Annotated in this window: 11 protein-coding genes; all 11 read left to right on the forward strand. The window is 73.5% G+C overall.

Annotated features, from left to right (window positions below; translation table 11 throughout):
• Positions 1-138 precede the first annotated feature (138 nt).
• The 11 genes from ftsH to greA all read left to right on the forward strand — a co-directional run bounded on the left by ftsH (position 139) and on the right by greA (position 14,124).
• Positions 139-1,983: an ATP-dependent zinc metalloprotease FtsH gene (gene ftsH / locus DYI95_RS00475; RefSeq protein ID WP_116899574.1), complete on the forward strand. Its 1,845-nt coding sequence runs from the start codon at positions 139-141 to the stop codon at positions 1,981-1,983.
• A 247-nt stretch (positions 1,984-2,230) separates the two neighbouring features.
• Positions 2,231-4,066, forward strand: coding sequence for a CCA tRNA nucleotidyltransferase (locus tag DYI95_RS00480; protein WP_116899573.1), 1,836 nt, complete (start codon positions 2,231-2,233; stop codon positions 4,064-4,066).
• A gap of 196 nt (positions 4,067-4,262) precedes the next feature.
• On the forward strand, positions 4,263-5,876 hold the full coding sequence (locus tag DYI95_RS00485; RefSeq protein WP_164581334.1) for a M24 family metallopeptidase: 1,614 nt from the start codon (positions 4,263-4,265) through the stop codon (positions 5,874-5,876).
• Positions 5,873-7,738 (forward strand): histidine ammonia-lyase, encoded by a 1,866-nt coding sequence (gene hutH, locus DYI95_RS00490; protein ID WP_116899572.1) that lies wholly within the window; start codon positions 5,873-5,875, stop codon positions 7,736-7,738. Before DYI95_RS00485 ends, hutH begins: the two co-directional genes overlap by 4 nt.
• The gene (gene folP / locus DYI95_RS00495) at positions 7,735-9,012 is read left to right on the forward strand and encodes a dihydropteroate synthase (RefSeq protein WP_116899569.1); all 1,278 of its coding nucleotides are present in this window, start codon (positions 7,735-7,737) and stop codon (positions 9,010-9,012) included. The genes hutH and folP overlap by 4 nt, the downstream gene beginning before the upstream one ends.
• Positions 8,987-9,556 (forward strand): 2-amino-4-hydroxy-6-hydroxymethyldihydropteridine diphosphokinase, encoded by a 570-nt coding sequence (gene folK, locus DYI95_RS00500; protein WP_116899568.1) that lies wholly within the window; start codon positions 8,987-8,989, stop codon positions 9,554-9,556. The genes folP and folK overlap by 26 nt, the downstream gene beginning before the upstream one ends.
• Before the next feature lie 42 nt (positions 9,557-9,598).
• The gene (locus DYI95_RS00505; protein WP_243149777.1) at positions 9,599-10,723 is read left to right on the forward strand and encodes a P1 family peptidase; all 1,125 of its coding nucleotides are present in this window, start codon (positions 9,599-9,601) and stop codon (positions 10,721-10,723) included.
• Between the two features lie 37 nt (positions 10,724-10,760).
• A complete protein-coding gene (locus tag DYI95_RS00510) occupies positions 10,761-11,573 on the forward strand; it encodes a type III pantothenate kinase (protein WP_116899571.1) in 813 nt (270 codons plus the stop codon).
• 224 nt (positions 11,574-11,797) lie between these two features.
• A complete protein-coding gene (locus tag DYI95_RS00515; protein WP_242823318.1) occupies positions 11,798-12,217 on the forward strand; it encodes a bifunctional nuclease family protein in 420 nt (139 codons plus the stop codon).
• Positions 12,218-12,324: 107 nt separating this feature from the next.
• On the forward strand, positions 12,325-13,239 hold the full coding sequence (locus DYI95_RS00520) for a quinate 5-dehydrogenase (RefSeq protein ID WP_116899566.1): 915 nt from the start codon (positions 12,325-12,327) through the stop codon (positions 13,237-13,239).
• 405 nt (positions 13,240-13,644) lie between these two features.
• On the forward strand, positions 13,645-14,124 hold the full coding sequence (gene greA / locus DYI95_RS00525) for a transcription elongation factor GreA (RefSeq protein WP_006902650.1): 480 nt from the start codon (positions 13,645-13,647) through the stop codon (positions 14,122-14,124).
• Positions 14,125-14,274: the final 150 nt, after the last annotated feature.

Raw genomic sequence — 14,274 nt, forward strand, 5'->3', positions numbered from 1 at the left:
CGTGTTATAATGGGGGCGCCTTTACGGCGTCAGAAGGCGCAAAAACGCGGCGCCATGCCGTCGAGGTCCGGCCTGAACCCGCCTCGGCCGGGGGCAGGCCCGCGGGCCGCGCCCTGAGCGGCCGCAAGGAGGGCCATGATGAAGCCAAACCGCATCTTCAAGAACCTGCTGTTCTACCTTATCCTGCTCTTCTTCGCCATCGCCATCGTCCAGCGTTTGAATCCGGTGACCACCGAAGTCCAGTCGCTGTCGACCGGTGAGCTGCTGGAGAAGATCGAGCAGGGTCAGGTGGAACGCGTCGTCTATGACGAGAGCCACCGGGCGGTGACGGGGCAGCTCAAGGACGGCACCCACTTCCGCGCCAACGTCCCCGACCTGGACTGGCCGACCATCCGGGAATGGCAGCAGAAGGGTGTGCAGGTGGACACGCGGCCCATCGAGGAGACACCCTGGTGGACCAACCTTTTGACGGCCCTGCTGCCGGTGATCCTGGTGGTGGCCGCGTTTTTCTTCATCATGCAGCAGACCCAGGGGACGGGAAGCCGGGTGATGCAGTTCGCCAAGAGCCGCGCCCGGCTGCACCAGCCCGACGAGAAGCGGCGCATCACCTTCGACGACGTGGCGGGATATGAAGAGGTCAAGGAAGAGCTGAAGGAGATCGTCGACTACCTGAAGAACCCGCGGCGCTACATCGAGCTGGGCGCGCGCATCCCCAAGGGCGTGCTGCTCTACGGCCCGCCGGGCACGGGCAAGACCCACATGGCCCGGGCGGTAGCCGGCGAGGCGGGAGTTCCTTTCTATTACATCAGCGGTTCGGATTTCGTCGAGATGTTCGTCGGCGTGGGCGCGTCCCGGGTGCGGGACCTGTTCGAGCAGGCCAAGCGCAACGCGCCGGCCATCGTGTTTATTGACGAGATCGACGCCGTGGGCCGGCAGCGGGGCGCGGGCTACGGCGGCGGCCACGACGAGCGCGAGCAGACCCTCAACCAGCTGCTGGTGGAGATGGACGGCTTCGGCACCAACGAGGGCATCATCGTCATGGCGGCGACCAACCGGCCGGACGTGCTGGACCCGGCCCTGCTCCGGCCGGGCCGGTTCGACCGCCAGATCGTGATCGACCGGCCCGACCTGGTGGCCCGGGAGGCGATCCTGAAGGTCCACACCCGGTCCAAGCCGCTGGCGCCCGACGTGGACCTGGCGCTGCTGGCGCGGCGCACGCCGGGCTTCACCGGGGCCGATCTGGAGAACCTGGTCAACGAGGCGGCGCTGCTGGCGGCGCGGCGGCGCAAGAAGCAGATCGACATGCAGGACCTGGAGGACGCCATCGACCGCATCGTGGCCGGCGGTCCCGAGCGCAAGACGCGGGTGATGAGCGAGAAGGAGAAGCAGCGGGTGGCCTACCACGAGGCGGGGCATGCCCTGGTGGCCAAGCTGCTGCCCAACACGGACCCGGTGCACAAGATCTCCATCATCCCCCGCGGGGCTGCCCTGGGCTACGTGATGCAGCTGCCCACCGAGGACCGTTACCTCATCACCCGCCAGGAGATCCTGGACCGGGTCACCATGGCCCTGGCGGGCCGGGCCGCGGAGGAACTGGTCTTCGGCGAGGTCAGCACGGGCGCCCAGGACGACCTGGAGAAGTCGACCAAGATGGTGCGCCGGATGATCACCGAGTTCGGCATGAGCGACGAGCTGGGCCCCATGACCTTCGGCCACAAGATGGACGCGCCCTTCCTGGGCCGGGACCTGATCCGCGAGCGCAACTACAGCGAGGAAGTGGCGGCGGCCATCGACCGGGGCATCAGCGAGGTGATCAACGACTGCTACGACAGGGCCCTGCGGCTGCTGCGCGAGCACCGGGATAAGCTGGAGCGCATCGCCCGGCGGCTGCTGGAGAAGGAGACCATCGAGGCCGAGGAGCTGGACGCCCTGCTGCAGCAGGAGGGGGACGAACCGGCGGCGGCCGGCGAGAAGGCCTCCTGACGCCTGAAGCCGCCTGCGACCCGGGGCCGCCTGCCCGCGCCACCGGCCCCGCCACGCCGCCAACTGGGTCTATGCGGAGAAGGCAGCCCGGGGCACGCCGCCCCGGGCTCTTTGCCGCCGGCGGGCCGGGTCTTCAGGGATACCCCTGACCGGGAGCGTCGCCTTCACAGGCCGCAGGCGGTGCGGCACAATGGGGAATGTCCTGAAGAAGGAAAGCAAGGGCACCGCGCCCCGGGGAGGGTGAAGGATGGGCGACGGGCAAGCCACCCGCCAGCGGGAAGAGAAGTTGCAGCGGCGCCAGCGGGAGCGGCAGCAGCTGCAGGCCACGCGGGAGACCCTGCGCCGGCTGCTGGCCATCACCCGCCGCTGCCGCACCGGGGAGGAGTTTGCCCGTGCCCTCACGGCCCTTTGGGCCCAGGACACGCGTTTCGGCGGCGATCCGGGGCGGGGAGCGGGCCCGGTCTCCGGCACCGCCGGTGCGGATGCGGCGGGCGCCGTCGCCGGCACCACTGCCGGCGCTGCGGCCCCCGGCGCGGCCGCCGGCGCTACGGCCCCCGGCGCGGTCGACGGCACCCCCGTCACCGGGACTGCGGCTGCGAATGGGGCCGGCGCCGGCCCGGCTGCCGGACCTGCCGCGGCGGCCCTGCGTGCCCTGGCGGCGCTGCCGCCGCGGCAGCGGCCTGCCGAGCTGCAGCGCCGGTTCGGCCAGCTGGTCCCCGCTCCGGTGAGGGAGATCCTCCAGCGCCTTGACCAGCACGGGTACGGCGCCTTCCTGGTCGGCGGGTGCGTCCGGGACCTCCTGATGGCCCGGCCGCCCAAGGACTGGGACGTGGCCACCGCCGCCCGGCCGGACGAGGTGCGGCGCCTCTTCCCGCGCACCATCCCCACGGGCATCGAGCACGGTACGGTGACCGTCCGGCTGCGGGGCATGAGCGTGGAGGTCACCACCTTTCGCCAGGAAGCAGGCTACAGCGATCACCGTCACCCCGACCGGGTGGAGTTCACCCGCGACCTGCGGGCCGACCTGGAGCGGCGGGACCTGACCATCAACGCCATGGCGCTGGACCACCAGGGGCGGCTTCACGACCCCCTGGGCGGCCTGGATGACCTGGAACAGGGTCTGGTGCGGGCCGTGGGCGATCCCGAGGAGCGCTTCCGCGAGGATGCCCTGCGCCTGCTGCGGGTGGTGCGCTTCGCGGCGCGCCTGGGTTATCGGGTCGAACCCCGCACCGGGGCGGCCCTGGCGCGCTGCGCCCCCCTGATCCGCCACGTCTCCTGGGAGCGCATCCGGGAGGAGATGGCCGGCCTGCTGACCAGCCCGCGTCCTGCCTGGGGGCTGGAACTGCTGCGCACCAGCGGGCTGCTGGAGCCCATCTGGCCCGAGCTGCTGGAAGGCGTGGACGTTCCGCAGAACGTCCACCATGCCTACACCGTCTGGGAGCACAACCTCCTGGCTTGCGAGTACACGCCGCCGGTCCTGCGGCTGCGCCTGGCGGGCCTCCTGCACGACGTGGGCAAGCCGCGGACGGTGTCCGTCGACGCCCAGGGCGAGCGGCACTTCTACCACCACGAGGTGGTGGGGGCCCAGATGGCCCGGGACATGCTGCGGCGCCTGCGCTTTGACAACGAGACCGTCCAGCACGTGGTCCACCTGGTCCGCCACCACCTGGCGCTGCACCACTACCCCGGGATGACCGACGCCGCCATCCGGCGGCTGATCCAGCGCATCGGCTTCGACTACCTGGAAGATCTCATCATCCTGCGGGTGGCCGACCGGGCCGCCTCGGGAACCAAGCGGGCGCCCATCTCCCGGGGCGCCTACCGGCTGCTCACCCGCATGGAGAAGATCCTGGAGCAGGACGCGGCCTTCAGCCTGCACGACCTGGCGGTCGACGGCCACGACGTCATGGCGGCCACGGGCCTGGGGCCGGGACCGGCCATCGGGTGGATCCTGCAGCAGCTGCTGGAGGACGTGCTGGACGAACCCGCCCGGAACCGGCGGGAGTGGCTGCTGGAACGGGCCGCCCAGCTGCGGGTGGAGGCCGAGGAGCGATTTGCCGGCCGGAAAGGGCGATCCTCCTGAGGGTGGGTCGGGACGGGGGGAAGGGATGACCCGGCTCCGGTGGCGCGCTCGGGAGTTGGGCCCCGGGGCGCGGCGCCGCGGCATCCCCCCGGCGGGAACGGTCCGGCCCGTGCCGGGCGGCACCGCAGCCGGGTCACCGGGACGGGCACGGGCCGCCTGCATGGTGCGGGACGGAGGACCAGGGAGGGTGAGGGGCGTGGACGGGACGAGGGGCGCGGGCACGGGCCCGGCAGGAGGGGCCCGGCGGGGCGGTGCCGCCGGGATGGCGGCAGCGGGTGGACTCCGGGCGGAAGGGCCTTCCGTACCCCAGATGGGGCGGCTGCGGGCCCTGCAGGAGCGCATGGAGTCGGCGGGGATCGACCTTCTGATTCTGACCCCGGGGACCAGCTGGTTGTACCTCACGGGCCTTCCCCTACTGGGCAGCCGGCTGGCCCTGGCCGTGGTACCGCGGCGCGGCGAGCCCTCCTTCGCCGTGCCCCTGCTCGAGGCCGGGCGGGTGGTGGAGGCGCCCCTGGTGCGGGCCCTGGCGGGGGGAGGGCCTGGTGAACCCCAGGCGCCGGCGGCGGGGCCCGGCGGCAGTGCGGCCGCGCGCGGCGCTTCCGTATCCCCCACGGGCCTGCCCGCCCCAGCCGCCCCGGCCACCACGGCTGCTCCGGCCGCCCCGGCCGAAGGCCCCGCCCCCACCGGGGCCGGGGCCTTCGGCCGGGTGTGCCCGTACGCCGACGGAGCCGATCCCGCCCCCGCGGTCGCCAGGGCCGTCGCCCTGGCGACCGCGGGGCTGGGCGGGCCGGTGCGGGTGGCGGCCATGGAGGAGCGGGTCGCCCGGCTGTTCGAGTGGCGGGCCGCGGCGGCGGCGCTGCCGGGGGTGTCCTGGCAACCGGCCGACCCGGTGCTGGGCGCCCTGCGGGCTCGCAAGGACGCCGCGGAGGTGGTGGCCCTCCGCAAGGCAGCGGAGCTGGTGGAGACGGCCCTGGGCCACGGCATGGCCTTCATCCAGCCGGGGTACCGGGAGAGCCAGATTGCCCGGGAAATTGAAAAGGCCCTGCGGGAACTGGGCACCCGCAGTCCCTTCGGCATCCACGTGGCCTCCGGCCCCCGGTCCGCCGTGCCCCACGCCGAGACCGAAGACCGGGTGCTCCAGCCGGGGGACCTGGTCTGGGTCGACGTGGGGGCCGAGGTGGACGGCTATGCCGCCGACATCACCCGCACCTTCCTCCTGCCTGGGGGCGACCCCCATGGAGCGGCCCAGAAGGCCGAGATCTACCGCGTGGTCTACCTGGCCCAGGCGGCGGCCAGGGCCGCCGCCCGCCCGGGGGTGCGGGCGCAAGAGGTGGACGCCGCAGCCCGCCGGGTGATCGAGCAGGCCGGTTACGGGCCGTACTTCACCCACCGCACCGGCCACGGCCTGGGGCTCGACGTCCACGAGGCGCCCAACATCGCCCCCGGCGACGAGACCGTCCTGGAACCCGGCATGGTCTTCACGGTGGAGCCGGGCATCTACCTGCCCGGCCTGGGTGGCGTTCGCATCGAAGACGACCTGCTGATCACCGAGGAGGGGGCGGTCAGCTTGACCCGCTCCCGGCGCTGGCTGGCGCCGGGCCCCGAACCCGCCCTTCCGGTGTCCGGCCCTGAACCCGCCCCGCCGGCGCCCGCTCGCGCACCCGCCCCGCCGCGGGCGGCGGCCGCCCATCCGGCCACCGCATGGCCGCCGGCGGAGGATGTCCCGTGGTTCGAGCCGGCCGTCCCGCCCGGGGGAACGGCCCGGCCACCGGCGGGGCCGTCCCCGCGGCCGGAGGAGGGCGGCCGGTGACGGGCACCTCCGGCCGGCGGGCCCTGGTCCTGGACGGCTGCAGCCTGACCCTGGCCGCCATCGCCCAGGTGGCCCGGGAAAGCCGTCCCGTCGCCCTCGACCCGGCGGCCCGGCAGTGCATGGAGGCCAGCCGGCGGCGGGTGGAGGCGGCCGTGGCCCGGGGGGAGATCCTCTACGGGATCACCACCGGCTTCGGCAAGCTGGCGGACGTGGCGATCCCTCCCGCCCAGGCGCGCCAGCTGCAGGAAAACCTTCTGCGCAGCCACGCCGCGGGGGTGGGTGAACCCCTGCCCACGCCGGTGGTCCGGGCCATGATGCTGCTGCGGGCCAACGCCCTGGCCCGCGGCTTCTCGGGGGTCCGGCCGGAAGTGGTGGAGCGGCTGCTGGACCTGCTCAACCACCGGATCCACCCCGTGGTGCCCTCAAGGGGTTCCCTGGGCGCCAGCGGCGACCTGGCTCCCCTGGCCCACCTGGCCCTGGTGCTCATCGGACGCGGCGCCGCCGAGGTCGACGGCCAGGTTCTTCCCGGCGCACGCGCCCTTGCCCGCCGGGGCCTAGAGCCGCTGGCGCTGGAGGCCAAAGAAGGGCTGGCGCTGATCAACGGGACCCAGGCCATGACTGCTCTGGGCTGCCTGGCGGTGGAGGAAGGGCTCTACCTGGCTGCCGTGGCCGACGCTGCTGGGGCGCTGACCCTGCAGGCCCTGCGCGGCATCCCTGCCGCCTTCGACCCCCGGATCCACGCCCTGCGGCCCCACCCGGGCCAGCAGGCGGCCGCCGCCCACCTGCGCCGGCTTCTGGCGGGCAGCCGCCTGGTCACCGAGCCCGGCCAGCTGCGGGTCCAGGACGCCTACAGCCTGCGCTGCATGCCCCAGGTGCACGGGGCGGTGCGGGATGCGCTGGCCCATGCCGCCCGGGTGCTGGCCGTCGAGGCCAACAGCGTGACCGACAACCCCCTGATCTTTCCCGACGAACCCGGCCCGGGGGACGAGCCCGGCGGCGCGGCCGGCGTCTTCGCCTCCCGCGGTGCCACCGCCGCCGGCGGGGCTACCCCAGGTGCGTCCAGCGCCAGCGAAGCCACCGGCGCTGCCGGCGCGACGGGCGACGTCCTCTCCGGCGGCAACTTCCACGGCGAGCCCGTGGCCCTGGTGCTGGACTACGCCGCCATGGCCCTGGCCGAGCTGGCCGGCATCGCCGAGCGCCGCATCGAGCGGCTGGTCAACCCCCAGCTGAGCGGCCTGCCGGCCTTCCTGACCCGCCACGGAGGGCTCAACTCCGGCCTCATGCTGGCCCAGTACACCGCCGCGGCCCTGGTGTCCGAGAACAAGACGCTCGCCGTTCCGGCCAGCGTCGATTCCATCCCCTCCTCGGCCAACCAGGAGGACCACGTGTCCATGGGCATGACCGCCGCCCTGAAGCTCTGGCGGGTGGTCGAGCACACGCGCCAGGTGCTGGCCATCGAGCTCCTGTGTGCCGCCCAGGCCCTCGATCTGGTCGGGCCGGCCGGGCTGTCGCCGGCGACGCAAGCGGTCTATGAGGCGGTGCGGGCGGCGGTGCCGCCCCTGGACGGCGACCGGGAGCTGGCGCCGGACATGGCCGCCCTGGCGGAGCTGCTGGCCCGGCGGCAGCTCCCCCTTCCCGCTGCCGGGGACCTCCCCGGTGGAGGAGACGGGACCGCAGCCGGGGACCTCATCCCGCGGGAAGGCCCGGCCACCGCCGGAGACGGCACCGCGGCCGGGGACCCGCCCGTCCCCGGCCCCTTCGCCGCCAGAGGAGAACGCCCCGCGCCGGGGAGACCCCGCGTCGGGGGCGGCCTGCAAGCGGGCCGGCCGGACGCCGGCCCGGAGGGGGTGGAGCCGCGGTGAGCCGGTCGTGGCAGGTGATCCCCGGGGGGCTGGCCTGGGGCGATCGCCGGTTCGTCTGGGGCAGCCGGACCTACGTGATGGGAATCCTCAACGTGACGCCCGATTCGTTCTCGGACGGCGGCCGTTACCTGGACCCGGGAGCGGCGGAGGAGCATGCCCTGGCCATGGCGGAGGCCGGCGCGGACGTCATCGACATCGGGGCCGAGTCCACCCGGCCCGGGGCGGTGCCCGTACCGGCCGATGAGGAGCGGCGCCGCCTCCTGCCCGTGATCCGGCGCCTGGCGCCCCGGCTGGACGTGCCCATCTCGGTCGACACGTACAAGGCGGAGGTGGCCCGGGCCGCCCTGGAGGAAGGGGCGGCGATGATCAACGACGTGGGCGGCCTGCACCGCGACCCTGCCATGGTCCAGGTGGCGGCCGCCTACCGGGTGCCCGTGGTGGCCATGCACGCCCGGCCCCACGGCGACACGGCCTATGCCGACTTCTGGGGCGAGGTGCTGGGCTTCTTGCAAGCGGCCATCGACCGGGCGGCGTCCGCCGGGCTGCCGCGGGAGATGGTCATCGTCGACCCGGGCTTCGGCTTCGGCAAGACCCCCGAGCAGAACCTGGACCTGGTCCGGCAGCTGCCCCGGCTGCGGGTCCTGGGGGCGCCCGTGCTGCTGGGGACGTCCCGCAAGAGCACCATCGGCCGGGTGCTGGACCTGCCCGTCGACCAGCGGCTGGAAGGTACGGCGGCCACCGTGGCCCTGGCCGTGGCCCGCGGGGTCGACCTGGTCCGCGTTCACGACGTGGTCCCCATGGTGCGCCTGGTGCGCATGGCCGACGCGGTGGTCCGCCACCCCCGCTGGGAGGCACCGTCCCCCCTGGCGCCCGGGGGGGCACCGCCGGCCCGCGGCACCGGTGTGATCCAGTTGCGGGGCCTGCGCTTTGTGGCCTGCCACGGCGTGCTGCCCGAGGAGCACAAAAGCCCCCAGCCCTTCCTGGTGGACGTGGACCTGGGCGTCGACGTGACCGCGGCCGCGGCCCGGGACGACCTGTCCTTCACCATCGATTACGCCGAGGTCCACCGCAGGGTGGCGCGGATCCTGGAGGGTCCCCACCGCCGGCTGATCGAAACCCTGGCCTGCGCCGTCGCCGACGATCTCCTGGCCGCCTTTCCTGTCGGCTGGGTGCGGGTCCGTGTGGCCAAGCCGGAGGCGCCGCTGCCCGGCCCGTCCCAGGGCGCGGCGGTGGAGGTGTGGCGGGGCCGTGAGCCGCGTTCGTCCTGGATCTGACGGCCCGGCGCCCGTGCGGGCCTACCTGGGCCTGGGCGCCAACCTGGGGCGGCCCCGGGAGCAGCTGCGGTGGGCGGTGGCGGCCCTCGCGCAAGAGCCGGGCATCACCGTCACCGGGGTGGCATCCCTGTACGGCTCCCGGCCCGTAGGCGTCACGGACCAGCCCGACTTCCTCAACACGGTGGTGGCCGTGGATACCACCCTACCGCCCGGCCAGCTGCTGGACCGGATGCTGGAGCTGGAGCGCCGGGCAGGCCGGGTCCGGATGCGGCGCTGGGGGCCCCGTACCCTGGACATCGACCTCCTGTGGTACGGCGGCTGGGTGATCCACGATCCGCCGCGCCTGATCGTTCCCCACCCCCGGGCGGCCGAGCGGGCCTTCGTCCTGATCCCCTGGGCCGAGCTGGCACCGGGGACGGTGGTGCCGGGCCACGGCAGGGTGGCCGACCTGTGCGCGGCCGCCGATCCTTCCGGCGTCTGGCTGGAAGAACCGGCCCCCGCCTGGTGGCAGCGACAGGAATCGCGGCCTACGGGCGGCGAATAGCCTGCCTGGCCGCCACCTGCGCGGGGGAAGGGGGCGAAGGGCGTGACGGCGGAGCGGACACCTGACGGCGGCCGGGAACCCGGCGGTTCCGGCCGCCCGCCGGGCCAGGAGGCCGGTGCCCCGGCGGTCGGGGCAGCCGGCTCCCCGGCGGGCGGGGAGGCCGGTTCGACCGGAGCGGGCCGGGATGCGGACGCGGGGGACGGTACCCTGACGCGGGTCGAAGGCCTGTGGGTCGGCCATGCCAGTGATCCGGAGGGGCTGACGGGCTGCACGGTGATCCTCTGCCCCGAGGGAGTCGCCTGCGCCGCCGACGTGCGCGGCGGGGCACCCGGCACCCGGGAGACCGACCTGCTGGGTCCCGGCCGGCTGGTGCAACAGGTCCACGGGATCTGCCTGGCGGGGGGCAGCGCTTTCGGGCTGGCGGCGGCCCAGGGCGTCATGGCCTGGCTGGAAGAACGCGGCTACGGCTTCGACACCGGGGTGGCCCGCGTACCCATCGTCCCGGCGGCCATCCTCTTCGACCTGGCGGTGGGCGATCCCCGGGCGCGGCCCGACGCCGCCATGGGCTACGCCGCCTGCCAGGCGGCCAGCCGGGAGCCGGTGCAGGAGGGCAGCGTGGGCGCCGGGACGGGGGCGGTCATCGGCATGGTGATGGGCCCCCAGGGGGCACGCAAAGGTGGCGTCGGCTCCGCCGCCCGGTTCCTCCCCGCTGGTTGGACCGTGGGGGCCCTGGTCGTGCTAAATTGTTACGGAGGCGTGCGGGATCCCGCATCGGGACGCTGGCTGGTGGGCCCGCCGCCGGTGGTGTCGACCCCGTCCTGGCCGGGGGCGGCGGAAGGCGGGCCGGGCTTGTCCCACACCACCCTGGTGGTGGTGGCGACGGACGCGCCCCTGGCCCGGGACGATCTCTACCGCGTCGCCCAGGTGGCCCAGACCGGCCTGGCGCGGGTGATCGACCCCGTGCACACCTGGGTCGACGGCGACGTGGTGTTCGCCTTGTCCACCGCGCGGCACCGGCAGGCGCCGGACATGGCGGGCCGCATGGCCCTGGCCGTGGCCGCCGCCCAGGTGACGGCGGAGGCGGCGCTGCGGGCTGCCCTGCGGGCGACGCCCCTGGGCGGGATTCCGGTGGTGGACGCGGCGGGGCGGCGCGACCCTGGCCGCTGAGCCGGCCCGGGACGCCGTGCAGGAGGCGATGCCGGCGGTGCTGCTGGCCATCGACATCGGCAACACCCATACCAAGCTGAGCCTTTACGACGATCGCCAGCAGCTGGCCGGGTGGCGCCTGGCAACCAACGGCGAGCGGACCGCGGACGAGTTTGCCGTCACCCTGGCGGCCCTGATGCGGTCCCGGGGGCTCGAGCCGGCCCGGATCACCGCCGTGGCCATCTGCTCGGTGGTGCCGCCGGCCCTGGTGCCGGTGGTGACCATGGTGCGGCGCGACCTGGGGCTGGAGCCGCTGGTGCTGGGGCCGGAAACGGACACGGGCATGCCCGTGGCCTACGAAAACCCGCGGGAGCTGGGCGCGGACCGCATCGCCAACGCGGTGGCCGCGCGTGCGGAGTACGGGGCGCCGGTCATCGTGGTCGACCTGGGAACTGCCACCAAATGGGAGGTGGTGTCCCCCGAAGGGGTCTATCTGGGGGGCGCCATCGCGCCGGGAGTGGCCATCTCCCTGGACGCCCTCTTCGGGCGGGCCGCGCGGCTTTCCCGCATCGAGCTGGCCCGGCCCCGGCGGGCCATCGGGCGGAGCACGGTGGAGGCCCTGCGGGCCGGGGTGCTGTACGGGTATGCGGGTCAGATCGACGCCGTGGTCGACCGGATCCAGTCCGAACTGGGGTGTCCGGCCCCCGTGGTGGCCACGGGGGGGCTGGCGGGACTGATCGCCCCTGAGTCCCGGCGCATCCAGCATGTGGACCCGCACCTCACCCTGAAGGGGCTGCGCTGGATCTACCAGCGCCAGCTGGAACGCGCCCGGCGGGTGCAGGATCCCGGGGCGGGCGGAGGGGCGGGATGAGGGGCCGCCGGGATGAAGGGGCGCGCCGGCAGGGCCTTGCCGGGCTACGCATAAACTGGCTAAAGGAATCAACCGGAAGGGATCGAAACTCTGTCGTTACACGTGGCACCGGCGGCAGCCAGGTCATGGCGGCAGGGCCGGTGCCGTGGTCCCGCCGGGCCGGCGACGGCCGGGCGGGTGCCGGCCGCGGGGCCGGCCGAGAGGGGGAACGGGCCTTGGTCGAGATGAAGGTCCTCAGCGTGGGGATGGTCCAGGGTTCGGACGGCAACGTGGTCGTGCTCAAGGAAGCCGACGGGGACCGCCTGCTGGTCATCGCCGTGGGCCTGGCCGAGGCCAGTGCGATCGCGTTGCAACTGCAGGGTATGCAGCCTCCCCGGCCCCTCACCCACGATCTGATCGTCAACCTGGTCCGGCGGATGCAGGGCGAGATCGTCCGGGTCGTGGTCCACGACCTGCGGGACGAGACCTTCATCGGGCAGATCGACATCCAGACGGAGCACGGCATCATGGAGGTCGACGCCCGTCCCAGCGATGCCATCGCCGTCGCTCTGCGGGCCGACGCACCCATCTACGTGGCGGAGCCGGTCCTGGAGATGGCTGCGGTGCGCAGCGACATCCTCTCCGGCGACTCGTCCGAAGAATAGCTCAGGGAGGAACCGGCCGGGGTGGGAGGCGGAGGGGGGATCGGATCCCTGCCGGGCGCCGTGCCCACCCGGCCTGGGGGGCCGCCGGGCGACGGGAGGCATTGATTTTGAAGCGGATCGTCAGCGTCAGCCTGGGCTCGTCCCGGCGCGATCACAAGGTGCGCCTAGAGCTCCTGGGCGAGACCCTGGAGATCCAGCGGATCGGCACCGACGGCGACATCCGCAAGGCGGTGGAGCTGATCCGCCAGCTGGACGGCCAGGTCGATGCCTTCGGCATGGGGGGCACCGACCTCTTTCTCGTCGCGGGGCGCCGCCGGTACGTGCTGCGCGCCTCCCTGCCGCTGGCGCGGGCGGCGCGGAAGACCCCCATCGTGGACGGCAGCGGCCTGAAGAACACCCTGGAGCGGCGGGTGGTGCGCCAGCTGGCCCGCGAAGGGGTCATCGACTTTCCCCGTTCCCGCGTACTGGTGACCGTGGCCGTCGACCGCTTCGGGATGGCGGAAGCCCTGGCGGAAACCGGTTGCCAGCTGATCCTGGGCGACCTCATCTTCGCCCTGGGCATCCCCGTCCCCCTGCGCAGCCTCGACGCCCTGGAGCGCCTCGCGCGGGTCATCGCGCCCATCGCCACGAGGCTGCCCCTTAGTGTCCTCTACCCCACGGGCGAGAAACAGGAGCAGACGGTACCAAAGTTCGGAAAGTTCTTCGCCTGGGCCGACGTCATCGCGGGGGACTGGCACTACATCCGGCGCCACATGCCCCCCGCCCTGCCCGGCAAGGTCATCCTGACCAATACGGTAACGCCCGAAGACGTGGCCTTGCTGCGGCAACGGGGGGTACGGATGCTGGTCACCACCACGCCCGAGCTGGAAGGCCGGTCCTTCGGCACCAACGTGATGGAGGCGGTGCTGGTGGCCCTTTCAGGCCGCCGGCCGGACGAACTCGGCCCGGCCGATTACGAGCGGATGCTGGATGCGCTGAACTTCCGCCCGCGCATCGAACAGCTGCAGACGAGCCCGGCCTAGGGGGTGGCCGGGCTAGGCCCTGGACGGTGAGGCCGGCGGGTGCCGGCCCAGGGACGGTTCCCGAGCCGTGGCGGTGCCGCGGGCGGGCCGCCCGGCCGGATGGCCGGAAGGCCGGGAGTGGCAGGGGCATGCAAGCCCCGGGCGGTTGCGGGGTACCCTGCATCCCGGTGCCCGGAGGCGGCCGCGTTCGACCCGTTGCCGCGGCGGCGGGGAGGATGCCTCGGCCGGGACACGCAACGAGAGCCGGGATGGACCGGTCCCGGCGGCATGGTTTGACAGTCACGGGGTGGCCACATATAATACAACACCGCTCGCCGGCTGGATCCCGGTCCCTGCCGGGACGGGGTTCCTGCCGGGGGGCGGTCGCCTTGCAAGGGCCGGCTTGGAAGGAGCGAATGGGGGACGATGGATAAGGAGCTGCTGCTCTCGGCGGAAGGCCTGCGCAAGCTGGAGGAAGAACTCCAGTACCTGAAGTCGGTCAAGCGCCGCGAGGTGGCGCAGCGCATCAAGCAGGCCCGCGAGTTCGGGGATATTTCCGAGAATTCGGAGTACGAGGAAGCCAAGAACGAACAGGCCTTTGTGGAAGGGCGCATCATCGAGCTGGAGAAGATGCTGCGCAACGCGCGCATCGTCAACGATGACGAGATCGACCCGACCAAGGTCAACATCGGGTCCACCGTTTACCTCAAGGACGTGGACACCGGCGAGGAAGTGCAGTACACCATCGTCGGGTCCAACGAGGCCGATCCGGCCGCCCTGCGCATCTCCTACCAGTCGCCCGTGGGCAAGGCGCTGTTTGGCCACTCCGTGGGCGACGTGGTGGAGGTGAAGGTTCCGGCGGGCACCTTGCGTTACGAGATCGTCCGCATCGAGAGGGCCGGGTAGGGCGGACCCCGGGCAGGGGACGTACGGGCCGGGGGCCGGCCGTGGATGGGCCCGGCGACTCGCGCAGGCTCGGGCGGCCGGCGTCCATCCGCCCCACGGCCCCCGGCAAGGTGCACGGCGGGGATCCGCCAGCAGGATGCCGACGGTTGT

Origin of the sequence: Thermaerobacter sp. PB12/4term (assembly GCF_003403315.2) — a bacterium.
Taxonomy (GTDB): Bacteria; Bacillota; Sulfobacillia; order Thermaerobacterales; family Thermaerobacteraceae; genus Thermaerobacter.